This is a genomic window from Pseudomonas germanica, assembly GCF_019614655.1.
GTDB classification, from domain to species: Bacteria; Pseudomonadota; Gammaproteobacteria; order Pseudomonadales; family Pseudomonadaceae; genus Aquipseudomonas; species Aquipseudomonas neuropathica.
Genome location: NZ_CP071586.1, coordinates 2442924 through 2466219, shown reverse-complemented (window position 1 = coordinate 2466219; position 23296 = coordinate 2442924). Strand labels below are relative to the sequence as shown.

Sequence of the window (23296 nt, the reverse complement as noted above, 5' to 3'; positions counted from 1 at the left end):
CGCCTTTTACCCGCACTGCCGAGACCGGAATCCCATGCAAACCACGCTGCAAGGTCAGCGCATCCTCTTGCGCCCGCTCCAGTATTCAGATGCCGACGCCCTGCTCCACGCTGCCGCTGACGGCGAGTTGTGGAACCTCACCGTCACCGTGGTGCCTTCGCCCAGCACTGTCGACAGTTATCTGAAAAAAGCCCTCGATGGCCGTGACGCCGGCACGGTGATGCCGTTCGTGATCGTGTTGAAAGATAGCGGCCAAGTCATCGGCTCGACGCGCTTCTGGAAGATCGACCCGCTCAATCGCAAACTGGAAATCGGCAGCAGTTGGATCTCCGCGAGCTGGCAGAAATCCTTCGTCAACACCGAAGCCAAATACCTGATGCTGCGTCACGCCTTCGAAGTGCTCGACTGCGTGCGCGTGCAGTTCACCACCGACGAGAACAACCAGAAGTCGCGCAACGCGATCCTGCGGCTTGGCGCGCAGCAGGAAGGTATTGTCCGCCACGAGCGGATCATGCCGGACGGGCGCAAGCGCAACTCGGTGCGCTTCAGCATCATCGATGACGAATGGCCACAGGTGCGTCTGCACCTGGAACAGAAACTCGCTACCTGACCCTTCAGGCGCGATTACGCAGCCACTGCAAAAAGCCTCTTTTGGGTACAACCGCCGGCGCTTCCTCGGTCAGAGATTGCGCCTTGTGCAGGCGGAAATCGAGCAGCGTCTGCATCGCGTCGTGGATATCATGACGCGCATCGAGGCACGGTTTAAGGTACGACTTCTCGATGCGATACAACGCGCAAAAGGTCTTCGCCGAAAAGTCCGCCGGCAACGCGGTATCGGACAAGATTCCTGCCTCGCCAATCACCTCGCCCGGCCCCATGCGCCCGGACTCGAACGGTGTACCGTGGCGCTTCAACGTCACCGACACCACACCGGACTCGATAATGAACAAGTGATCGCTGACCTCCCCGCCCGCCAGAATGACTTCGCCGGCGCGGAAGGTTTGCAGGCTCATGTTCTGGCTGAAGGTGTCCTTCTCTTCCTGGCGCAGGGTTGAGAAAATCGGCGAGCTGTCGAGCAACGCCCGGGGCCGCGACAGGTTGGTCGGCGCAGCACTTTCATCGCTCGACAGCAGATTGACCCCGGAGGCCTGCAAGTGCCGATAGGCCAGATCGAACAACTGATTGCGCACCACCCGCTTCTCGCCCATTGAGGCGACGAAACCGCTGATCTCGTATTCCGCGCCACTGCTGCCGGAGCTTTTCAGTGCGACGCTCGGCGCAGGTATGTCGAGCAACTGGCGACAGCCCTGCATCGCCCGCTCCAGCGCATCGATCACCGAATTGGGCCGCGCATGCGGGCTTACCTGCACGCTGACCGCGACACCAAACATATTGCTCGGCCGGCTGAAATTGATGATCTTGGCCTTGGCCGCCAGCGAGTTGGGGATCACCGCCATGCTGCCCTGACTGGTTTGCAGGCGCGTGGCGCGCCAGTCGATATCGGTAACCCGGCCTTCGGTGCCGTCGATGGAAATCCAGTCATCGAGTTGATAAGGCTTGGTGGTGTTGAGGACTATCCCGGAAAACACATCGCTGAGCGTGCTCTGCAAGGCCAGACCGACAATGATCGCCAACGCCCCGGAGGTCGCCAGTACGCCTTTGACCGGCAGATCCAGCACATAGGCCAGCGCCGCGATGATCGCGATGAGGAAAATCACCGCGCCGAGCAAGTCCTGCAACAACCGCCCGGTGTGGCCGACCCGCTGCATCATCACCGCGCCGATCAACACCGTCAGGGTGCGCGCACCGAACAGCCACCAGCCAATCTGCAGGCCAGTCGCCGCTAGGTGCAGCGGCACGTTGTCGGCCCACGGCGCCGGCTCCATGGGATTGAGGCCTTCGTTGAACAGCAGCACGCTGAACAGGCTGAAAATCAGCACCCGCACCAGCAGTTTCCACTCGCTGCCATGGGAACTGATCAGACGCCATAAACCCAGATCGAGGAGGATCAGGATCAACGCGCAGAACAACGGATGTTCGGTGAGCAGAGACAGCATCAAACAACTCCGACGGGGGCCAATCGCGAGAAGATCGCACAGATTGAGCAAGTGTAGGAGCAATTGATTTCAGAGGATGAACACGCCCGCAAAAACACCACAAAACCCATGTAGGAGTGAGCCTGCTCGCGATGGCAGGGTATCAGTCAAAGAGACTTCGACTGACACTCCGCCATCGCGAGCAGGCTCACTCCTACATTTATTGCATAGGACTTGAGTTATGTACCGTTAGTCAGGGTGCTGTAGCTGGTCATCAGGTTGCGGTAATCCGGGATGTGATTGGAGAACAACGTGCCCAGCCCTTCGATGTCGTTGCGCCAGTCGCGGTGCAGCTCGCAGGCCAGACCGAACCAGGTCATCAATTGCGCGCCAGCGCTGGACATGCGGTTCCACGCCGATTCACGGGTCAGTTCGTTGAATGTGCCGGAGGCGTCCGTCACCACGAACACATCGAAGCCCTCTTCCAGCGCCGACAGCGCCGGGAACGCCACGCAAACCTCAGTCACCACACCGGCAATGATCAATTGCTTCTTGCCAGTGGCCTTGATCGCCTTGACGAAATCTTCGTTGTCCCAGGCGTTGATCTGGCCCGGACGGGCGTGTTCATGTGCGTTTCCTCTTTTCTATAGGCAACAGCCATCCCTGGCCTGCGAACCGGACTACGCGTCCTGTGTAGAGCGCAGTGGTGGTGCGTTAAGCGTGCATCTGACCGAAGCGGCCGGACTGGAAGTCGGCGAAGGCCTGGTGGATTTCCTGCTCGGTGTTCATCACGAACGGGCCGTGGCCGACGATCGGTTCGTCGATCGGCTCGCCGCTGAGCAGCAACACCACCGCGTCCTGGCTGGCTTCGAGTGTCAGTTGATGGCCGTCACGCTCGAACAGCGCCAACTGCCCTTCACGCACCGATTCCACACCGTTGACCTGCACCGAACCTTTGAGCACCACCAGCGCGGTGTTGCGGCCTTCGTGCAAATCCAGCGTCAGCAACTTGCCGGCGTTCAGGCGCAGATCCCACACATCAATCGGTGTGAAAGTCCGCGACGGGCCGGTGTGGCCATCGAACTCACCGGCGATCAGGCGCAGGCGACCGGCGTTGTCCTTGAGCGCAATGCTCGGGATGTCGCTGTCGAGAATGGTCTGGTAGCCCGGCGCGGCCATTTTGTCTTTGGCCGGCAGGTTGACCCACAACTGGACCATTTCCAGTTTGCCGCCGGTTTTGGCGAAGTTTTCCGAATGGAATTCCTCGTGGAGGATCCCGGAAGCCGCAGTCATCCATTGCACATCGCCCGGGCCGATCACACCGCCACTACCGGTCGAATCGCGGTGCTGAACCTCGCCTTCATAAACAATAGTCACGGTTTCGAAACCACGGTGCGGATGCTGACCAACGCCACGCCGTTCGATGGTCGGGGTGAAATCGGCTGGACCGGCGTGATCGAGCAGCAGGAACGGGCTGATGTGTTTGCCCAGGTTGTCGTAGGAAAACAGCGTGCGAACCGGGAAACCATCGCCGACCCAATGGCCGCGCGGGCTGGTGTAGATACCGATGATGTTTTTCATGGTTGTCTCCAATTTGGGTGAGTGACGCGATGGATCAAGCTTAAATCCATGACCATTAATGCACTAGACTGCAAAAATCAGCCTTAGCGTTCTATATGGAGAACGATGGTGGAAGACCTCAACACCCTTTACTACTTTACCCAAGTGGTCGAACATCATGGTTTCGCCGCCGCCGGGCGCGCACTGGACATGCCCAAATCGAAGCTCAGCCGACGGATTTCCGAACTGGAAGAACGCCTTGGCGTGCGCTTGCTTCACCGCACCAGCCGCCATTGTTAGTTGACCGAAATCGGTCAGGCCTATTACCAGCGCTGCCTGGCCATGCGCGTCGAAGCCGAAAGCGCCGCCGAGCTGATCGAACGCAACCGCTCCGAACCGCAGGGACTGGTGCGCCTGAGTTGCCCGACAGCGCTGCTCAACTCGTGGGTCGGGCCGATGCTCACCCGTTACATGCTCAAATACCCGCTAGTGGAATTGTTTATCGAGAGCACCAACCGCCGCGTCGATCTGCTGCACGAAGGCTTCGACATTGCCTTGCGCGTGCGTTTTCCGCCGCTGGAGAACACCGACATGGTCATGAAGGTGCTGGGCAACAGCACGCAATCGGTGGTCGGCAGCCCGCAGTTTGTCGAACGCCTGTCGTCACCGCCCTCACCTGCCGACCTCAACGGCTTGCCGAGCCTGCACTGGGGCGCGGCGCAGCGCGAATATCAATGGGAGCTGCTCGGGCCGAATGACAACACGGCACTGATTCGCCATATGCCACGCATGGTCACCGATGATTTGATTGCCCTGCGTCAGGCGGTGATTGCCGGCGTTGGCGTGGCGCATTTGCCGAGTGTGGTGGTGCGTGAGGACATTGCGGCCGGTCGTGTGGTGGAGTTGATTCCCGGTTGGGCGCCGAAGTGCGGCGTAGTGCATGCGATTTTCCCTTCGCGGCGCGGGTTATTGCCGTCGGTGCGCACGTTGATTGATTTTCTCGGCGAGGAATTTGCCCACAGTGACATTGCCTGAATCGGTGGTGCGCCCTTCGCGAGCAGGCTCGCTCCCACAAGGATTTTGTGAACACCACAGATCTCCTGTGGAAGCGAGCCTGCTCGCGAAGAGGCCAGCCCGGACAACACAAATCCTGAAAATGATTCATGACTTCTGATCAACAGTGCTTTGCCCCGCCAGCGGTTTTTCTCAACGATGCAGACGCCGATACTCCTGCCCATTCCCACTGCAACCCTGGAGTTTTTCATGTCTGTTCCCGCTTTTGGTCTGGGTACATTTCGCCTGCAAGGCCAGGTCGTCATTGATTCGGTGAGCACCGCTCTCGAACTCGGCTACCGGGCCATCGACACCGCGCAAATCTACGAAAACGAAGCCGACGTCGGCGAGGCCATCGCAGCCAGCGGCATACCGCGCGAAGAGCTGTTCATCACCAGCAAGATCTGGGTCGCCAACTTCGCCCAGGATCGCTTGATCGACAGCCTCAAGGAAAGCCTGCAAAAACTGCAGACCGACTACCTCGACCTGACGCTGATTCACTGGCCGTCGCCGGAAAACCAAGTGCCGGTCGAAGAGTTTATGGGCGCCCTGCTCGAAGCCAAGCGTCTGGGCCTGACCCGACAGATCGGTGTTTCCAACTTCACCATCGAGCTGATGCAACAGGCGATCGCGGCGGTCGGTGCCGACAACATCGCTACTAATCAGATTGAACTGCACCCGTACCTGCAAAACCGCAAAGTGGTCGAGTTCGCCCAGAGCCAAGGCATCCACATCACCTCGTACATGACCCTCGCCTACGGCGAAGTGCTGCAAGATCCGCTGATCCAGCAGATCGCCCAGCGCCTGCAAGCCACCCCGGCGCAAATCACCCTGGCCTGGGCCATGCAGTCTGGCTACGCGGTGATTCCGTCGTCGACCAAGCGCGCCAACCTGCAAAGCAACCTTACCGCTACAGCGCTGACACTGAGCGACGCCGATATGGCGCTGATTGCCACGCTTGATCGCGACCATCGCCTGACCAGCCCGAAAGGCATCGCGCCGCACTGGGACTGAGCCGGCGCCCGTCAGATTTGCAAGCGTTGCGCGAGTCCGGCCATGGCCTTGCGCAACGTCTCGCTAGCCACGTCCAGCGGCGCCGCGTGCGTCTCGCGACACGCCTGCTCGAGCGCTACACATGCCGCCACCACCCGCGCCGCGCCGACCATCTGCGCCCCACCCTTGATGTGATGCGCCAGCTCGCGCAACCCTGCGCGATCCTGCTCCTGCTGCAAAAGCTCCAGACGTTGCAGATCGAGGCGCACGCTGTTCAACACTTCCTTGCGCAACTGTTCGATCAAGGCACGATCATCCCCAGCCATTTGCTCCAGCGTGCTCAGGTCGATTTCCGTCAGCGCGGCCACCTCGCCGGGGTCCACCGTCTTCTCGCAATGACTGGCAGCCGTCAACGCCTGCTCCAGGTCGTGCAAGCGGATCGGTTTGAACAGGCATTCGTCCATGCCGGCATTCAGGCAGCGCGTCCTTTCCTCAGCTTGCGCATTGGCGGTAAAGCCGAGGATCAGACAAGGCTTGCGGCCGGCATGCGACTCGGCATCGCGGATGGCCCGCGCCAGTTGGTAACCGTTGCGCCGCGGCATGTTGCAATCGGTGATCACCACATCGAACGCCTGCGCCCGCCACTGCTTCAGGCCTTCATCACCGTTCTCGGTGTCGACGGTGCGATGGCCGAGTTCACTCAATTGCCAGCACAACAGCAATCGGTTCACCGGATGATCGTCCACCACCAGAACACTCAGTGAAGCCGTTACCGCAAGCGCTGCTTGCGGAGCACTTGGGGCGCGAGCCAGAGCAGCCAACAACGGCAGTTCAAGACTGACTTCGACGCGTGTGCCTTCACCCGGTGCACTATCAAGCCGCAGCGTACCGCCCATCATTTCACAGAGGTTGCGACTGATGACCAGCCCCAGCCCGGAACCACTGCGGGCTGATTGCGAGTCATGGCTCGCCTGCACGAAAGGGTTGAACAGCCGTCGTCGGTCGTCGGCGTTAATCCCCACCCCGCTGTCTTCAATAAGCACTTTCACACTCAGGCGTTCCGCCGTCGCGGTGGTCACCGTCAGCCGTAGACTGACCTCGCCCTCCTCGGTGAACTTGATCGCGTTGCTCAACAGATTCGACAGCACTTGTTTGAAGCGCGTCGGATCAATCAGCACGTCAATGTTGCTGCGGGCATCAAGTTCGATGTGCCACAACAAGCGCTTCTGCCGCGCCAGCCCTTCAAACACTCGACACACCGACACCACCTGCTCACGCAGGTTGGCACGCTCAGGCACGAGGGACAAATGCCCGGTCTCGATCCGCGCGATGTCGAGGATGTCGCCGATCAACGCCAGCAACTGTTGCCCGGCGTTGGATGCCACCTGAATCGCCAAGCGATCGGTCACGCCTTCCTCGGCGCGCTTCAAGGCCAGTTCGAGCATGCCGATCAAGGCGTTCATCGGCGTGCGAATTTCATGGCTCATGGTCGCCAGAAACGTGGTCTTGGCGCGATTGGCATCATCTGCCACGTCCTTGGCTTCCTGCAATTGCTGCAACCATTGCTGGCGCCGGCGAATCTGTTGGCGTTGAAAAACGATCCAGGCCAGCGCAAGCGCCAGCAACACCGCCGCACCGGCAAAACCGAGGAGAATCTCGCGACGATGGCGTAACCAATAACTGTCTTCCACCACCACATCGTGGCTCCAGCGCTCTACCAGTTCGTCCATCTGTGGCGGGGCGATGCTCAACAACGCCTTGTTCAGGATCGAATGCAATGCCGTCATCTGCGGTGCCGTCGCCAACGCAATGCGCGCCGGTTGATCGCCGATGGTGCCGGTAATGCGCAGACGCTCACGGTAGTGACGTGCGATCAGAAAGCGCGCCACCAGCAATGAACTCACCGTGGCATCGACCTGACCCTTGGCAATCAACGCCACGCCTTCAGCGGGGCTTTTGACTTCGACCAGACGGATGCGCGGCACGCGGCTTAACAGGTAAGCACGTAACGGATGGCCGCGATAAATCGCCAGCCGTTTATCGGCCAGATCATCGAGGTTGAGCGGTCCCTGCGCGGTGATTACGCTGACCAGCACAAACGGATTATTCAGGTAGGCACGGGTAAATTGCAGTTCGGCTTCGCGCTCGCTGCTCGGTGTCACCACCGGCAATACATCCAGTTCACCGGCCTTGAGCTGTTCGATCTGCCGATCCAGCGACGTCCCGCGCACGATCTCGAAGTTCAACCCGCTGCGCTGGCTGATCAGACTCAGCAGTTGCGCCGACAGTCCGCTGAAACGGCCATCGGCATCAAAAAATGTCAGCGGCGCGAAATCTTCGATGGCTCCAACCCGGACAACTGGATGCTGGTCCAGCCATTCCTGCTCATTCGCACTGAGCTGCACCCGCGACTGTTCAGCCATATCGGCGAGGCCGACGCTCCAGCGTAGCTCGATGCGCTGGCGCCGCTCCATGGGGATGGCCGTCAATGCCTTGTCGACGATGCGTTTGAGGCGCCCATCGCTGCGCAACAGCGCGAAGCCGAACGAATTGGCGTCCAGCCCGGCCGGACCGGCCAATTGCAGGTCGTTACGATAATTGGTGTTGATCAGGTAGTTGGCACTGATGAAGTCGCCCAGATAAACATCGTCCGCGCCGAAGGCCACCGCACCGAGCGCATCCATCGCCGACGGGTAACGCTGCACACTTGCCCGGGGATAAAACGCCTGCACGCTGGCCAGAGGCAGATAGTCCTCGACCATGGCCAGGCGCTTGCCGGCCAGATCGGTGGGCAATTGTTCATCGAGTCGAGTCACCAGCATCGGCTGATCTTCGGCGTAGGCACGGGACAGGATGAAGGCCGGGTCGGCGGCTTCAAAACTGTTGGAGGTCCCCAGCAGTTCGAGATCGCCGCGTTTGAGTGCCGCCATCACGGCATCGCGGTTGGCGAAACGGCGGACTTCGATGCGCACGCCGAGCAACTGCCCCAGCAGGTCGGCGTAATCGGCGGTCAGCCCTTCGAGTTCCTGTTGATTACGGGTGATCTCGAACGGCGGGTAATCCGGCCCGGAAATGCCCATGCGCAACACCGGATGCTGACGCAGCCATTGCCGGTCCTGTTCATCCAGGCGCAGCTGGACATTTTCCAGTCCGGTACGGGTCAGCACTTGCAGCACCTGCGGCGTGTCGCTTGCCCAACAGGTGGCCATCAGCGTCAGCCACAGCCACAGCCACAGCCACAGCCAGACAATCCGGCGCCCCTGCCTCATGTCTGTCCGCTCAGATCACATGATTGCGCTTGGCGAAATCGCGCAAGTGTACCGCTGAGTTCACCCCGAGTTTTTTCATCAGACGGGTCTTATAGGTGCTGACGGTTTTGTGACTCAGGTGCATGTCCTCAGCAATCGCCTTGTTGGACTTGCCCCGCCCCAGTTGCGCGAAAATGCTCAACTCACGGTCGGAGAGCTGCTCGATCATCTGTTTTTCCGTGATCTGCACGGCATTCAGCGTACTGAAATGGTCCGGGAGCGCAGAGAAAAAGGTATGCCCCGACACCACCGCCCGGATGGCATTGCGCAACTGCTCCAACTGATTGGTTTTGGTCACGTAGGCCATGGCCCCGGCGCGCACACAGCGTTCCTGATAGAACATCGGCTCGTGTGTACTGAACACCAGCACTCGACAATGAAGATCATTGGCCTTGATCCGGGCCAGCACCTCCAGCCCGCCGAGCACTGGCAGATTCAGGTCGAGGATCACCAATTGAGGCTTGTGTTCACGAATAAGCGAGATCACCTCGTTGCCTTGGGACGCCTCGTATATCTGCTTGAATCCTTCGGCTTGCAACACGATCCGGATGGCGGCACGCACCACCGGATGATCGTCGACGATCAGCGCTAACTTCATGGCCACTCCCGGTGCAAAGACTGACGGTCAGGCCACCGATGGGGGCTGATCCAGACTCAGTGGCTGCACAGGGACTGTTGCATGGAACGGGGAGCAAAGCACCTGTCAGGTCTGACAGTTGCGGCCGGGGACTTTTTATGCATGCGCAACGTACTGCATCAGCGGGTGTGGCTTGTGAGCGGCCGGTTTACCTGGTTTTGCGGGCACATCGACCAGCGCCATCAACTGACTGATCGACTGTTTTGAAGGCAACGTCAAATGACTGATCTGCACATTCTCCTGAGCGAACCCCGAGGTCTGTTGCAACGGCGCCGTGCCTTCGTTATAGATCAACGCCTGACGAATCTGCGGGTTATCAAGGAAAAACCCCAGCAGATCCAGCGAACGCGCCGCCAGTTCGGCATTGATGACCACCACATCGAACGGCTCACAACCGTAGTCCACCAGCGTCAACAGCTCAGTGAGGCTTTGCACCGGGGCCACGCGGTAGTAATCGAGGCTGTTGAACAGACGCTCGATTTTCATCCGGTGGAAATGCTGCGAATCTGCTATCAGGATGCGCAGGGCTTTATTGATCATGCTCAATCTCCCGGTGTCACGGTTTCTGGGTGCGGCAAGACTACGCAAGCCACACGACAGGATCTGTAGGACTTTTCCTAAAAGAAGGTTCACTCATCCAAGTCACGCCGATCACTGTGCTGCTGCAACCAAAGCAACAGATCAGCCCCGGACATCGGCCGCGCATACCAATAGCCCTGCCCTTGGGAACACCCCAATGCCAACAGTTCACGGCGCTGTGCATCGGTCTCGATCCCTTCGATCACCACGCTCATGCCGAGGGTTTCACCCAACGCCAGTGTGCTGCTGATCGCCGCCCGGCATCGTGGTTCGTGCTCAAGATTGCGGATGAATTCGGCGTCGAGCTTGATCTCGTTGAACGGCAACTGACACAAGCGCTGCAAAGATGAGAAGCCGGCGCCGAAGTCATCGATCGATAGACGACAGCCCATCATTCGCAGGCGGACGAGGCTTTCCAGGCTGGTGGCCGGCGCTTCTAGCAGACCGCTTTCGGTCAGTTCGAAAGTCAGGCCTGCACCGCAAGCGCCGTGGTGCGCCAGAAGGTTCTTCAACGTGGTCGTGAGCTGCGCATTGGCCAACTGCACAGCGTGCAGATTGAACGCAACATTCAGGAAAACTCCCTGTGCACGGGCACTTCGTTGCACGCCCAGTGCCTGCTCGATCTGCGCAAACAGTAGCTCGTCGAGCAACCCGCAACGCTCCAGTACAGGCATGAACAAAGCGGGCGAAAGGATGCCGTGGGTCGGATGGAGCCAGCGGCATAGCACCTCTACACCACAGACCTCACCGGTCTGCAGGTTGAATTTGGGCTGATACCAGGCCTGCAATTGCTGCTGCGCCAACGCCTGACGAACCGATGCCTCACTGGCCAGCGTCACGGCAGCGGCCGTGGGTTGCGCCAGAGCAGGCCTGTCGAGGGATTTGCTCAGCAGATTCGCCAGCACTTGCACATGCAAAGGCTTGCCTACATCGCCCAGCAGTTCCAGGCCAAGCAACGCCACCATCTGATGCACCGCACGACGTAGGTCTGCCGACAGCGAACTACTGATGATCACCGACTTGACCTGCCCCGAGGCCCCCACCCGCTGCAGAAACTCCAGCCCGTCCATCCCCTCCATCTGCAAATCGCACAGGGCGACATCGACGGTACCGACTTCCTGCAAGAGCGCCAGCGCCTGAGCTCCGTCACTGGCCTCGAAGATTTCGCGACAACCCAGCGTACGCAGCATGTTGACCGCCACCGAGCGCTGGAACGCATGGTCTTCCAACACCAACACACGCAGCGGCAGAGCAGGCACGGCGATTGAGTCGTCGATGCCGGGAGCATGGTGTGTCGTGGCCAATCGCGTATTCGACTCGCCAGCAGAGATCTCAACGGTTGTGGGATTGTTCATGAACATCGAGGTGCTCCAGCAAAGGGCCAAGGGTTTGCCGGTCCGGGGTACGGATCAGCATCAACTGTCGTCGGTGGTTGGCATAAATCGTCTGAGCCTGCGGCTGGCCGCGAACGGTGTCATGAATCACGCCGTGGCGAATCTGTGCATTGCTTGCAAAGAACCGCACCCAATCCACGCCAGTGGCGGCGATCAACCCCGCGTTGATGATCATCAGGTCAAAGTGCTGGAAGGGCTCGCTGGAGTAATGGGTCACGCCCAACAACTCACGAAACGAGTGCACCCGCGTCAGTTCGCGACAGCCCAGTTCTTTAAAGGTCTTGCCGATTCGGGCGTGCAACGCAGGCTCCTCGTCGGCAATCAGAATTCGCCAGCTTTTGTAGGACATTGGTTTCGACAGAGGTAGAAAAGGTCGCCGCTCGCGGCGTAAGAGGCGACACACTAGGCAAAACAGTCGTCAAAGCATGTAGGACGAGTCTGAAAAAACACCAAGAAATCTCCGACACCCTTTGAAGAACAACGCCACGTCGGAAGGATCCGACGTGGCAACCCGCCTCACCAAAGGTAGCGATACCCCAGGCTCACTCCGAATGGCTGTTCGATGCCATTGCCCTTGGCGTACTCGGCATCCAGCGAGATCTTGCTTTTCTCACTGACCTGCAATACGCCGCCGAAGCCGAGTTCGACGCGGTTGCCCGGCAGCTCGGCATCGAGTTTGTTGCCATTGACGCTGACCTTGCTGCTGCCGGCATGCTCGGTGATGTACGACGCTTTGACATACGGTTGGGCCTTCATGCCATTGCTCAGCTCCAGGCTGCGACCGAACAGCGAACCGACACGGCTTTGCAGTGAATCCAGATCATCGGACTTGACGCGCAGGCCGTTGCTGGCGGTGTAACTGGCCCCTTGGGTGCGGGTCGCAGTGATTTCCAGTTGCGGCTCGACGAACCAGCCATCCTTCAGATTGATGCGCTTGCCAACCTCGATATCAGCACCGACACCATTAGTGCTGTAGGAACCTTTTACCGCTTGCCCCAGATTGTTCGGCGTTTTGATGTCCGTATCGAAACGGCTGTACTTCAGGACGCTGTCAACGTAGACGCCATTGTCATTGAGGTAGGTGGCGTAAATGCCGAACATGCGGCTGTCGATATCGCCCGACGCCCCTTCACCGAAATCCAGATCGGAACGCGCAGTACCGACCATGCCACCGACATAAATCTTGCCGCTGTCCACTGCGAAAGCCTTGTCGGCACCGATTTCCAGACCGCTGACGTCCTGGGAATAGGCGCGGCTGGAATGCTCGCTCACATCGAAACGCTTGCCGATGGCGCGGGTCCAGAGCCCCCCGTCATCCTCGCCCATGCGCAACTCGCCGAGGCGCTTGACCAGAGCGTTCATCTGCGCGTTCCACAGGCTGGCGCCGGCGGTGTGCGCGGCGATGGCGGCGTTGGCCCCTTTGGACAGGTTTTCCGGCGCCGGGTCGATCGGGCGCGGCGGTGGCGTCACAGGGCCCACCGGATCCACTGGATTGACCGGATCAACTGGCGTCACTGGCTCCACCGGATTGCCGGGGTCTACTGGCGTCTCTGGATCCACCGGCGTTACCGGATCAACCGGAATCGCTCCCCCGCTCGCCAGTACCCAGTCATCACCCTGTTGGCGCAAGGTATAGCGGAATGCACCCGCATCGACGTGGCCGCCATACAGGGCGAATTTCGCGCTGCCGCCGTTCGTATCGACCAACAGCAAGCGGCCATCGGAGGTCGTCGGTTCATTACCGCTATCGCCGACGATCAACGTGTGATCACCACTGGCCATGCCGGCGCCTTGCACGATCAGCAAATCATCACGCTGATTGGCGATATCGGTATTCATCAAAATGCTGCCGCTACCGGAAAGAGCATTGACCGTAAGCGTCTTGAACGTACCGTCGCTGCCCGGCGCGAATGCCAGACGCCCGCCATTGAGGGTCAGCGAGTCCACCGTGTTCACGCCGTTCTCCATGACATTCACCGTGCCACCTGCGTCTGCCACAAGGCCATTGGCTTGGGCACCCGTGTAGAGATTGACCTGACCACCGTTGCTGACCGTACTGTTATTGGCCGTGCCAGTGGCGTACACGCTTTGGGTACCACCCTGCACGCGCGTGTCATTGGCCACCGCCCCGCCGACCAAGCCACGGCGCAGGGTTTGCTCACCGCCTGCGTTAATCACGCTGCCGTTAGCCACCGCCATGTTGATCAGGTTTTGCGTACCGCCAGCACCGACCTGGCTATCGTTGGCAATCGCCATGATATCCAGCGTCTGTACGCTGCCCGCATTGATCAGCGTGCGGTTGGCCGTGGAACGAGTGACGGTCTGCTGACTGGCATTGAGCACGGTGTCATTGGCAATACCGCTGGTGCCCACCATCTGTGAGCCGCCGTTATTGACCACCGTGCCATGGCTGACGCCACTGAGAACGTTTTGTGTCGCACTGTCTACTACGGTGTCGTAGGTCACACCGTTCTGAAATACGCTCTGCGTCCCACTACCGCTGACCGTGGTGCGATGGGCCGTGCCGTTGGTTCCGATCGATTGCACGCCGGTGGTAACGCTTTCGTCATAAATCACTGCCCCGCCATTGACTGAAGAGGTATAGGCACTGGCGTGCAGTGGCAGCAAAAACGCAATGGCGACGGCCACGGCGACAGGGTTGCGCTGGAACAACGGGGAACGGGTTTTCATCAACAGAACCTCACGTGCGCCCTCTTGGGCAACGGCGTAAATAGAGTTGAGTCAGAACCTTTGAGGGAACCGGTTCGCACTCGGGGAACCGGCAATTTAGAGAATCGAAGGGACTTTCTGTGTAGGATTTTTCCTTGTCTTTGTAGGAAATTTCCCAAGAGCATTGATCGGTCTTGACCCATGCTCAGATGCAAGAAAGCGAGCCCGTTGCAGGCTCGCTTGATCGCTCATCAGCCGCGTGCACCGACCACGCTTGAACCGTAAGAGATGATGACCTCCACCCGACGGTTGAGCTGACGGGAGCGAGCATTGCCGTTATCGGCAATCGGAAATTGCTTGCCGTAGCCTTTGGTGATCAGCCGATCAGCGCCGATGCCCATTTGCTTGAGCGCGAAAGCCACGGCGTCTGCGCGCCGCTCCGACAGACGCTGATTGAAATCGTCACCGCCGACATCGTCGGTAAACCCTTCGATGCGCACCTTGCGTTCAGGGTTGGCCGCCAGATACTGCGCCAGTTGTTCGAAGTTGCGCTGGCTGCCGTACTTGAGATCGGCCTTGCCGGTGTCGAACAGCACATCGCCGAAGGTCACGACTTCCCCGCGCTGGGTTTTCTGCGCTTTCATCGCTTGCAGCGCCTTGAGCTGCTGAGTGCGCACGTCGAGTTGCACCTGGGTACGCTCGGCGTCGATTTTCTTCAGACCCGCCTCGGCTTGGCGGCCGGCAATGGTCTGCTCGGCCAGGGCGATTTTCTGGCTGGCCAGATAGGCCAATTGATCGACTTGCGGTGCCTGGCGGTCCTTCTGCGACGCCTGGTCGGCCGCGTTCAACGCCGTAAAGGCAGACTTGGTTTCAATAGCTGCGAGGGTGTTGGCTTCCGGCTTGTTTTGCAGCGCCGCGAACTGTTCGCGGGCTTGCAGCAGTTGCGGGTTTTCAGGCGGCGTGGCGCAACCGGCCAGTGTCAGAGCGATCAGCGAAGCGATGGGCAACAGTTTGAAATTCGACATGAACAAGTCCTTATTGAGCGCTGGCTGGCGGATTGAAACCGGTGACCGGGTCTTGCAGCATTTCCTGCTTGAGCACCTCAATGCCATTGCGCGCGTCAGCCAATTGTTTCTGCCATTTCACAGCGCGCGATTTACGTTCGGCGAGGTTGGCATCGGCTTCGATCTGTTCGGCCAACAACTTGGCTTGCGGGTAGTTTTTCTCACCGAGGGCGCGTTCCATCTGGAACATCTTGTCTTGCGCTGCCTTCATTTCCAACGGTGCGTATTGGGTTGCTTCGGCCGACACCGCACGGTTGACCGCGTCCTTGGACAAGCTGATCTGTTGCTCTGGAAGCGGCGCGCTGGCGCAGGCACTCAACGCCGCAGCGACGGCCAGTCCACAGACGGCCAATCGTGCACGGGAAGACATACGTGGAAGGGTCATCAACAGCTCCAAATGTTAACCAGTGAAGTGAGCTCGGCTGTATGCCGAGACCACCGCACGTTAGCGACAGAGAGCCAGTGACGAATGTAGGAAAATTCGCAAGAACGACAGGGAAAATGGAAATAGATTGCTACGCCAGACGCTCATCCAGTTGTGCCGCCAAACGCTCCATCGATTGCTGCAAGGCATCCACCGCTTCGGTCAGAACCTGCGTGTCGAGACCTTCGCTGGCAACTTCCAGCGCTTCACAAGCCTGGATCAGTGAGTGCGCCTTGATAATGCGTGCGCCGCCCTTGACCCGGTGGGCCAGATTAGCGAGCCCGGGCATGTCGTGCTGGGTAAACAGGCGCATCAGTTTGGCCATGTCCTGCGCATTGCTCGTGGCCAGATCGCTCAACAGACTGTTGATCGACGCGCGGTCGCCACGGGTCAATTGTTCGAGGCTGCCCAGATCGATGTCACCGATGCCGACATCGCCGGGCTCGTCTTCAGTCGGTGAACGAGGCCGTGGAACGACTGCGGCCAGACGCAGATTCAGATCCCTGAGGCTGATCGGTTTGAACAGGCAATCGTCCATGCCGGCCTCGGCACAACGATCCTTCTCCTCGGCCAGCGCATTGGCGGTAAACCCCAACACCAGGCTGCGCGCCAATCCTCGCGTCGCCTCTTCATCGCGGATCGCCCGGGCCAGTTCGTAACCATTCATGATCGGCATGTTGCAGTCGGTGATGACCACGTCGAACGTCTGGTTGCGCCAGGCACGCAGGCCATGGGCGCCGTCCTCGGCATCCGTCACCCGGTGGCCCAGATAACTCAACTGCTGCGACAGCAGCAGACGGTTGGCCGGGTAATCGTCAATCACCAGAATATTCAGACAGTGACTGGCCTGCAGTGCCACGTTTTCCTCGACCGGCGCGGCGTCCAGAGGATCGAGTGTCGGCAGATTCAACCGCACCTCGATCTGTGTACCCTGCCCCAACTCGCTGGTCAGCGTGAGGCTGCCGCCCATCATTTCGCACAAGGTGCGACTGATCATCAGCCCCAGCCCGGAGCCGCCCTGGGCCGACTGACCATGGTTGGCAGCCTGGGAAAACGGCGTGAACAATTGCGCCTGATCCACAAGCGAGATGCCGCGCCCACTGTCGGTCACGCGCAAGCAAAGGCGCAGTCGATCATCACTGCCAGTCTCGACCTGCACGCTCAATACCACCTTGCCCACATCGGTGAACTTGATCGCATTGCTCAACAGGTTCGACAACACTTGCTTGAAACGCAGCGGATCGATCAACACGTCGACGTTGCTCAGGGCGTCCAGATCCAGTTGCAGACGCAACTGTTTCTGGCGCGCCAGGCCTTCAAAAATGCGCGCAACCGATTCAATCAGTTCACGCAGATTGGCGCGTTCCGGCGCCAGCGACAGGCGCCCGGACTCGATCCGTGCAATATCGAGAATGTCGCCAATCAGGTCCAGCAAGCCCCGCGCTGCGCCCGAGGCCACTTCAACGGCAAAGCGATCCAGCACACCTTGATCGGCCTTTTTCAGCGCCAGTTCGAGCATGCCGATGATGGCGTTCATCGGCGTCCGAATTTCATGGCTCATGGTTGCCAGGAACGTGGTTTTGGCGCGGTTGGCGTCATCGGCAACATCTTTGGCGATTTGCAGTTCCTGCAACAGATGCTGACGCTCGCTGACATCGATCCAGCCAGCGATCATGCCGGTGACGGCACCATCGCTGCCACGGTATGGCAGCATCCAGTGATAGATGGTCAGCGCGCGGCCGTCCGCCAGATTCAGGCTGCGGTCCTGGATGCTCGGCAAGCCGTCCTCCATCACCCGTAGATAATCATCCTGAAACGTCTGTGCTTGCTGCATATCGCTGAGCACGCCGTCCGTGACCAACTTGCCGATGACCGCTTCGCGCTCGGTGCCAAACACTTGCAGATAACCACTGTTGCAGATCACCAGGCGACCTTCGCGATCGCGCACGTAGATCGGATGCGGCGTGCCGTCGATCAGCACGCGCATGAACTCCATCTGATCGTTCAGCGCGATTTCCGCCTGACGGCGCTTGCGCATCAACAGACGCAGATAAGCGATCCAGCCCAGCGCCACCAACAGCAACACGCCGGCGATCACGAAGCCCTGGATGATCATGCCGCGATTGCGCAGCCAATAACTGTCATTCACCACCACTTCGCTGCGCCAGCGGTTGGTCAGCTCATCCATTTCCTCCGGGCTGATGCTCAACAGGGCCTTGTCGAGAATCGAGTACAGCTCCAGCGCACCGCGACTGGTGGCCAGTGCGATGCGTGCAGGTTGGGTGCCGACGGTACTGGTGACCTGCAATTTGTCGCGGTACTGACGCGAGATCGTGTAGCGGGCACTGACCAGTGAGTTGATCGCGCCGTCGACCTCTCCCAGCGCGACCATCTCCATGGCTTCGGCAGCATTGTCCGCCGGCACCAACTGCACATTGGGGTATTGCTCGACGAGGTATTCACGCAAGACATTGCCGCGAATCAGCGCCAGACGTTTGCCGGCCAGTTGATCGAGCGTCTGCGGCTCGTCGCCACGGCGCATGACCAACACGAACGGATTGATCAGGTACGGCCGGGTAAAGCGCAGTTCGCCTTCGCGCTCAGTACTCGGGGTGAAGGCGGCGAGCATGTCGGCCTTGCCGCTGGTCACCTCGCCGATCAGGTCGCCCACCGAATCTACGCGCTGCATATCGAATTGCAGACCCGTGCGCAGGCTGATCTTGGCCAGCACGTCAGCGCTGATGCCGCGAAAGTTTCCGGCCTGATCGACAAAGGTCAACGGCAGAAAGTTTTCGTTGATCGCGACTTTGATACGCGGATGGTGATCCAGCCAACGCTGTTCGTTCACGCTGAAATGCAGCCGATGCTGGCCGGGAATGGCCACCCCGCCGACACTCCAGCGGCGCCGGATGCTCATACGCTCTTCCGCAGGAATGACCTTCAACGCCGCATCGAGAATGTGCAACAACCGGGTGTTTTCCCGGGTCACGGCAAAACTGAAGGGCTGGGTTTCCATGCGCGAAAAATCGCTGAGCTGAACGTTGTTGAGGTAGTTCTTCTTGACCAGGTAATTGGAACTGAGCAGGTCGCCCAGATAGACGTCAGCCTGACCGAACGCCACGGCACCGATCGCCGTCAGTGTCGAGGGATACAGTTGCACGTCGGCTTTTGGGTAAAACGCCTTGACCGTTTCCGGTGGCAGGTAGTGATAGAGCATCGCCACCCGTTTGCCCGCCAGGTCTTCCGGCAGGTTGTGACTCTCATCGATGCGCGTCACCAGGGTCGGGTTATCGTCAGCGTAAGGCGAAGAGATTGCCAGTTCGGGGTCCGCCGCCTCAAAACCGTTGGCGGTGCCGATCATATCGATCTGGCCGTGCTTCAGCGCCGTCAGCAGATCGCCGCGCGAGGCGTAGCGCCGGACCTCGACCGTGACGTGCAGCAATTGTTCGATCAGTTGTGCGTAATCGGCCGTCAGGCCTTCGTAATCATTGCCGTTGCCGGTGATCGCAAAAGGCGCGTAATCAGGGCTGCTGTCGCCGAGCAACAGACGCCCCTTACGGCGCAACCAGCTCCAGTCCGGCTCATCGAGTGGCACGGCATACTCGTCGACATCCGAGCGACCGAGCAATTGCAATGTATCGGGCTGCGTCGCGGCCATGGCCTGCAGCAACGACATTGAGCCGAACAGTGCCAGACCGGCCAGGCAATTTCTGACGAAAATAATCATCTAGAGCAGGTTGTTACGCTTGGCAAAATCGGCGAGGTACACCACCGACTTGACGTTGAGTTTCTCAATCAGCCGCGTCTTGTAAGTGCTGACGGTTTTGTTGCTTAACAGCATGGCTTCGCCGATTTCCTTGTTGCTCAAACCCTTGGCCAGTTGCTGCAGGATCGTCAACTCGCGATCAGACAGACTTTGAATCAGTTCCAGATCGGTGGCCTGCGCATCGCTGCGGCGCACCGAGCTACTGGCCAGATTGGGGAAGAAGGTATAGCCGTCCATCACCACCTTGATGGCTTTGACCAACTCGTCGAGGTCGTTGGTTTTCGACATGTATCCGGCTGCGCCAGCCTTCATGCAGCGCATGGAATAGAACTGTGCCGACTGCGACGTCAGCACCAGGACCTTGCAAGACAGGTTCAGCGCGCGGATACGCGAGATCACCTCCAGGCCGTCGAGCTTGGGCATGGCGATGTCCAGAATGATCAGGTCGGGGGTATGTTCGCGGGCCAGCTGCACAGCATCGGCGCCATTGTCCGCTTCCGCGACGACTTCGAAATGTTCCTGTTTCAACAGCATCTTGACCGCAGAGCGAATGAACGGGTGATCGTCCACGATGATCGCTTTCAACATAAAAACCCCTGTAAGACGTTGATCAACTACTTGGCAACGCCACAAATAACAATGGGACAGCAGTCCAGATGCTCCACGTGCAGAACATACACGAGCACCACAGAATTGTAGGAAAATTCTTGGAAAACACCGCACAGCACCGCACAACGATCAGCGCTCGCCCTCTGGCTTCTCCAGCCATTGCAGCAAGTCATGTCCGCTCATGGGACGGGCCAGGTAATAACCCTGACCCATTTCGCACTCCAGCTCGCGCACATGCTCAAGCACCTTTGGGCTGCTGATGCCTTCGATCACCAGATCCATTCCTAACGAACGAGCCAGCACCCTCGTACTGGCGACCATCGCCCGGTTGCGTTGACGGTCGAGGTGCTGGACAAAACGGCCATCGAGTTTTATCTGGGTGAACGGTAACTGGCACATCAGCTTCAACGAGGAAAACCCGACACCGAAGTCGTCGACCGCTAATCCGCAGCCGAGCAGGCGCAAACGCAACAAGTTCTCCTGCGTGCCGGGCGGGCAATCGAGCAAACCGTTCTCCGCCAGTTCGAGCATCAGAACCGATCCGTTGAACCCGTGCCGCTCCAGCGCCCGTTTGATGTGTTCCACCAGAGCACTATGGGTCAGTTGCGAGGCATGCAGATTGAACGCCAACTGCAAGGCCACACCACGATGACGCAAAATGTCCAGCAGGTTCAGGCCCTGCTCAAGCAACTGTTTGAACATCTGGTCGGTCAAGTCATACGCCAGCACGGCGGAGAGAAAGTCGCAAGGCAACAGCGTCCCGCGCGCGGGATGCTGCCAACGCACCAGCGCTTCCACGCCGATCACCGCACCGCTGTGTAATTGAAACTGCGGCTGAAACCACGCCCGAAACTCACCCAGCGCCAGCCCGCGGCGCACTTCATCTTCGTGGGGCAACTCTTTGCTCGGTGGCGCCAGCACTGGCGGGATCCGCCCGTGTTTATAGCGATACAACAGGCGGTTCAACGCACGCAGCTGCACCGGCCGGCTCAGCACTCCGAGCAATTGCAGACCGCCCAGCGAGGCCATTTGCCCCAAGGTACGCGCCAGCTCCGGGGGGAGTTCACTGCACAGCAACACCGCGCGCACCATACCGCTGTGGCTGGCAACACGGAGGAATTCCAGGCAATCGAGGCCCCGGTCAGTGAGGTCGCAGATCACGATATCGACCCCGCCCTGCAGGTGCATCTGCACCATGGCCTGCTCGGCATCCGGTGCTTGCAACACGTCACGCACGCTCAGGCGTTGCAACATCCTGACCAGCACGTTGCGGGCAAACTCATGATTTTCCAGCACCAGAATACGTGGGGAGGTCATCTTCCTTTAATCACTCAATTGACCCGGGAGACCGGATAGTGGCCTGCGCCAGCAGGGTTGAACGCAGGACTTATCCTGCGTCAATGTAGGAAATTTCCCAGAAGCTAATGCGTCATCAGTAGTAAACGATCTGCACAACCATGATCGCTTCGAACGGTCCGACCTCGGGATTGCCCAGCGACACCACCGACGCGCTGAACGGCACATCGATATGGCTGACGTCCGCCGGAAAATTCGCCAGAGGGAAAGGCTCGTTGATCTGCACCAGATTGTTGTGGGCATCGCGCACCTGAATGCCGAACTGACTATCGGCGGATGGCAAGATGTTGTAGAGGCCCTGTTGGTGGGTGGTCACAAACGTCGCACCGATGTTGATCGCGCTGCTGCACTTTTTCTCCAGGGCCAGGTTGAAGGGGCCGGTCGGATTGGGTGGGGAAAAACCGGTGGTGGTTTTCTGGATCACGCCAAAGTCGACAATGCCCGGCTCCGGCGTCACCGTGACGTCGACTGTGCACGCAGTGCCGACAATGTTCTGCAACCCGGAGAGTTGAAAACGGAAGTTGCCCGCCGGGTTGCTCGGCCCGCCATTCAAGCCATAGAGACCGTCGAACTGGAACACGTCGTAGGTGTCTTGCGAGGGACGCTGCAAGGGCAACAATCCGCGTTTGCGGATCACCACCTGAAACGCAATGCTGGGCGTCACCCGTGAACACGCGAGCATGTCAGCGCCGCTGGTCGCGTCCGGGCAACCACGGGATACGAATCCGCTGTTCACGCCCTGGGTCGGGTTGGAGCTCCAGTCGCCGTCCCAGGCTGTCACGCCGCGATACACCAGACCGAATTCGATGCCCCACGGGGTGGCATTGAGTCCTGCCGGGTTGCCATAGAAGTAGATCGGATCGTCTTCCCTGAAGTGCAGATCGAAGAGTTTCCAGCAGTCGGCCGGCACCACATGGGTTTTCGAGCGCCAGATGATCGTGCCGTCCGGCACGGTGTCCGGCACCGACACCGGGCCAATGTATTCGCTCAGGTAGCTGCCGCCGTCCAGCGACTTGCAGACCATCGCCGAAGCCAACTGCGACGCGCCCAGCAGCACTGCGGCCGCGGCCAGCCGGGTCAGCGTAGAGAACAGGCTCACGGTCTCACGCCTTTGCAGACGTTCGCCACGCAGTTGAACAGCGTGTCGGACTGGCCACCGAAGTCATTCATGTTCGACACCCGCAAGGTGCTGAACGCGGTGTTGCTCAGGGCAAAGCGCGCATTGCCGCGTGGCGCGATCATCACCGTATCGATCGGCATTCTGGTTTTTTCCGGGCCGGCCAGCAGCCCGACCACAGTGATGTGAAACGGTGTCGGGTTATCGACAATCAGCTGTTTCGCTGCCGGGTCGATTTTCAGGTTCAGGCCCAGCGCGAGGTCTTCACCACGCTCACGCTTCACCGCTGCCGGGCGATAGAACAATTTGATCTTCGACTGCAAGGCGATCTGCATCGAGTTGACGGCCTGGCTCTTCGGCGGAATCTCGCGAATGTTCAAATAGAACACCGACTCGCGGTCAGCCGGCAGGGCCAGTTCGGGCAATTTCACGATACGCAGCACACTGCTTTCGTTCGGCTCGATGCGCTGCAGCGGTGGCAGGACCATGAACGGTGAGGTGACTTTCTGGCCACTCTCGTTTTCGATCCACGACTGCACAATGAATGGCAGCTGCGGGTTTTTGTTGCTGACTGTGACGCTGACCGATGGTGCACTTTCCTCGAACACCAGCCGGGTGCGATCCGGCACCACAGCGGCGCTGGCCAACAGCGGCAGACTAAGGCCCGCGGCCAGAAACAGACGGTGAGCAGTAAACAAGGCAAAACGAGACATGATGACTCCGGGTTCAT

The 23296-nt window shown here is 59.4% G+C and carries 17 protein-coding genes and 2 pseudogenes; 3 read left to right on the top strand and 16 right to left on the bottom strand.

Annotated features, from left to right (window positions below; translation table 11 throughout):
* Positions 1 to 34 precede the first annotated feature (34 nt).
* Positions 35 to 610, top strand: a complete 576-nt coding sequence (locus tag J0G10_RS10795) for a GNAT family N-acetyltransferase (RefSeq protein ID WP_095047671.1) — start codon at positions 35 to 37, stop codon at positions 608 to 610.
* A gap of 4 nt (positions 611 to 614) precedes the next feature.
* Here J0G10_RS10795 and J0G10_RS10790 read toward each other — a convergent pair whose 3' ends face one another.
* The 3 genes and pseudogenes from J0G10_RS10790 to J0G10_RS10780 all read right to left on the bottom strand — a co-directional run bounded on the left by J0G10_RS10790 (position 615) and on the right by J0G10_RS10780 (position 3617).
* A complete protein-coding gene (locus tag J0G10_RS10790) occupies positions 615 to 2057 on the bottom strand; it encodes a mechanosensitive ion channel family protein (protein ID WP_095047672.1) in 1443 nt (480 codons plus the stop codon).
* Between the two features lie 218 nt (positions 2058 to 2275).
* A pseudogene (locus tag J0G10_RS10785) lies at positions 2276 to 2656 on the bottom strand (isochorismatase family protein); the annotation flags it as partial.
* 94 nt (positions 2657 to 2750) lie between these two features.
* Complete coding sequence (locus J0G10_RS10780) at positions 2751 to 3617, bottom strand: pirin family protein (RefSeq protein WP_095047673.1); 867 nt, start codon at positions 3615 to 3617, stop codon at positions 2751 to 2753.
* 105 nt (positions 3618 to 3722) lie between these two features.
* Between J0G10_RS10780 and J0G10_RS10775 the strand changes: the two are divergent.
* Positions 3723 to 4631 (top strand): annotated as a pseudogene (locus J0G10_RS10775) (LysR substrate-binding domain-containing protein).
* A 228-nt stretch (positions 4632 to 4859) separates the two neighbouring features.
* A complete protein-coding gene (gene dkgB, locus J0G10_RS10770) occupies positions 4860 to 5663 on the top strand; it encodes a 2,5-didehydrogluconate reductase DkgB (RefSeq protein WP_095047675.1) in 804 nt (267 codons plus the stop codon).
* A gap of 11 nt (positions 5664 to 5674) precedes the next feature.
* Here the strand turns inward: dkgB and J0G10_RS10765 are convergent, their stop codons facing one another.
* The 13 genes from J0G10_RS10765 to J0G10_RS10705 all read right to left on the bottom strand — a co-directional run bounded on the left by J0G10_RS10765 (position 5675) and on the right by J0G10_RS10705 (position 23279).
* Positions 5675 to 8911, bottom strand: coding sequence for an ATP-binding protein (locus J0G10_RS10765; RefSeq protein ID WP_220558414.1), 3237 nt, complete (start codon positions 8909 to 8911; stop codon positions 5675 to 5677).
* A 10-nt stretch (positions 8912 to 8921) separates the two neighbouring features.
* The gene (locus J0G10_RS10760; protein ID WP_095047677.1) at positions 8922 to 9548 is read right to left on the bottom strand and encodes a response regulator transcription factor; all 627 of its coding nucleotides are present in this window, start codon (positions 9546 to 9548) and stop codon (positions 8922 to 8924) included.
* A 135-nt stretch (positions 9549 to 9683) separates the two neighbouring features.
* Positions 9684 to 10127 (bottom strand): ANTAR domain-containing protein, encoded by a 444-nt coding sequence (locus J0G10_RS10755; protein ID WP_095047678.1) that lies wholly within the window; start codon positions 10125 to 10127, stop codon positions 9684 to 9686.
* Positions 10128 to 10216: 89 nt separating this feature from the next.
* The gene (locus J0G10_RS10750) at positions 10217 to 11527 is read right to left on the bottom strand and encodes an EAL domain-containing response regulator (RefSeq protein ID WP_342593395.1); all 1311 of its coding nucleotides are present in this window, start codon (positions 11525 to 11527) and stop codon (positions 10217 to 10219) included.
* Positions 11499 to 11909 carry a hypothetical protein gene (locus J0G10_RS10745; protein WP_095047679.1) on the bottom strand — a complete coding sequence of 137 codons (411 nt, stop codon included), beginning with the start codon at positions 11907 to 11909 and terminating at the stop codon, positions 11499 to 11501. Before J0G10_RS10745 ends, J0G10_RS10750 begins: the two co-directional genes overlap by 29 nt.
* Before the next feature lie 167 nt (positions 11910 to 12076).
* On the bottom strand, positions 12077 to 14251 hold the full coding sequence (locus J0G10_RS10740) for an autotransporter outer membrane beta-barrel domain-containing protein (RefSeq protein WP_095124836.1): 2175 nt from the start codon (positions 14249 to 14251) through the stop codon (positions 12077 to 12079).
* Positions 14252 to 14481: 230 nt separating this feature from the next.
* Entirely contained in the window at positions 14482 to 15255 is a 774-nt protein-coding gene (locus tag J0G10_RS10735; RefSeq protein ID WP_095124838.1) for an OmpA family protein, read from the bottom strand.
* Positions 15256 to 15265: 10 nt separating this feature from the next.
* Positions 15266 to 15679 carry a DUF4398 domain-containing protein gene (locus J0G10_RS10730; protein WP_245398035.1) on the bottom strand — a complete coding sequence of 138 codons (414 nt, stop codon included), beginning with the start codon at positions 15677 to 15679 and terminating at the stop codon, positions 15266 to 15268.
* A gap of 130 nt (positions 15680 to 15809) precedes the next feature.
* The gene (locus J0G10_RS10725) at positions 15810 to 19445 is read right to left on the bottom strand and encodes a transporter substrate-binding domain-containing protein (RefSeq protein ID WP_245398034.1); all 3636 of its coding nucleotides are present in this window, start codon (positions 19443 to 19445) and stop codon (positions 15810 to 15812) included.
* On the bottom strand, positions 19446 to 20072 hold the full coding sequence (locus tag J0G10_RS10720) for a response regulator transcription factor (protein WP_093431991.1): 627 nt from the start codon (positions 20070 to 20072) through the stop codon (positions 19446 to 19448). It lies immediately after the preceding gene.
* Between the two features lie 150 nt (positions 20073 to 20222).
* Positions 20223 to 21410, bottom strand: coding sequence for an EAL domain-containing response regulator (locus tag J0G10_RS10715; RefSeq protein WP_220558413.1), 1188 nt, complete (start codon positions 21408 to 21410; stop codon positions 20223 to 20225).
* Positions 21411 to 21525: 115 nt separating this feature from the next.
* On the bottom strand, positions 21526 to 22548 hold the full coding sequence (locus tag J0G10_RS10710) for a fimbrial protein (protein WP_245398033.1): 1023 nt from the start codon (positions 22546 to 22548) through the stop codon (positions 21526 to 21528).
* A complete protein-coding gene (locus J0G10_RS10705) occupies positions 22545 to 23279 on the bottom strand; it encodes a fimbrial biogenesis chaperone (protein WP_095047683.1) in 735 nt (244 codons plus the stop codon). Before J0G10_RS10705 ends, J0G10_RS10710 begins: the two co-directional genes overlap by 4 nt.
* Between the last annotated feature and the right edge of the window lie 17 nt (positions 23280 to 23296).

What these genes read in the sequence shown, in the direction of transcription:
- J0G10_RS10795 (WP_095047671.1), top strand. Translation starts at nt 35, where the DNA reads ATGCAAACCACGCTGCAAGGTCAGCGCATCCTCTTGCGCCCGCTCCAG.
- J0G10_RS10790 (WP_095047672.1), bottom strand. Translation starts at nt 2,057, where the DNA reads ATGCTGTCTCTGCTCACCGAACATCCGTTGTTCTGCGCGTTGATCCTG.
- J0G10_RS10780 (WP_095047673.1), bottom strand. Translation starts at nt 3,617, where the DNA reads ATGAAAAACATCATCGGTATCTACACCAGCCCGCGCGGCCATTGGGTC.
- dkgB (WP_095047675.1), top strand. Translation starts at nt 4,860, where the DNA reads ATGTCTGTTCCCGCTTTTGGTCTGGGTACATTTCGCCTGCAAGGCCAG.
- J0G10_RS10765 (WP_220558414.1), bottom strand. Translation starts at nt 8,911, where the DNA reads ATGAGGCAGGGGCGCCGGATTGTCTGGCTGTGGCTGTGGCTGTGGCTG.
- J0G10_RS10760 (WP_095047677.1), bottom strand. Translation starts at nt 9,548, where the DNA reads ATGAAGTTAGCGCTGATCGTCGACGATCATCCGGTGGTGCGTGCCGCC.
- J0G10_RS10755 (WP_095047678.1), bottom strand. Translation starts at nt 10,127, where the DNA reads ATGATCAATAAAGCCCTGCGCATCCTGATAGCAGATTCGCAGCATTTC.
- J0G10_RS10750 (WP_342593395.1), bottom strand. Translation starts at nt 11,527, where the DNA reads ATGTTCATGAACAATCCCACAACCGTTGAGATCTCTGCTGGCGAGTCG.
- J0G10_RS10745 (WP_095047679.1), bottom strand. Translation starts at nt 11,909, where the DNA reads ATGTCCTACAAAAGCTGGCGAATTCTGATTGCCGACGAGGAGCCTGCG.
- J0G10_RS10740 (WP_095124836.1), bottom strand. Translation starts at nt 14,251, where the DNA reads ATGAAAACCCGTTCCCCGTTGTTCCAGCGCAACCCTGTCGCCGTGGCC.
- J0G10_RS10735 (WP_095124838.1), bottom strand. Translation starts at nt 15,255, where the DNA reads ATGTCGAATTTCAAACTGTTGCCCATCGCTTCGCTGATCGCTCTGACA.
- J0G10_RS10730 (WP_245398035.1), bottom strand. Translation starts at nt 15,679, where the DNA reads ATGACCCTTCCACGTATGTCTTCCCGTGCACGATTGGCCGTCTGTGGA.
- J0G10_RS10725 (WP_245398034.1), bottom strand. Translation starts at nt 19,445, where the DNA reads ATGATTATTTTCGTCAGAAATTGCCTGGCCGGTCTGGCACTGTTCGGC.
- J0G10_RS10720 (WP_093431991.1), bottom strand. Translation starts at nt 20,072, where the DNA reads ATGTTGAAAGCGATCATCGTGGACGATCACCCGTTCATTCGCTCTGCG.
- J0G10_RS10715 (WP_220558413.1), bottom strand. Translation starts at nt 21,410, where the DNA reads ATGACCTCCCCACGTATTCTGGTGCTGGAAAATCATGAGTTTGCCCGC.
- J0G10_RS10705 (WP_095047683.1), bottom strand. Translation starts at nt 23,279, where the DNA reads ATGTCTCGTTTTGCCTTGTTTACTGCTCACCGTCTGTTTCTGGCCGCG.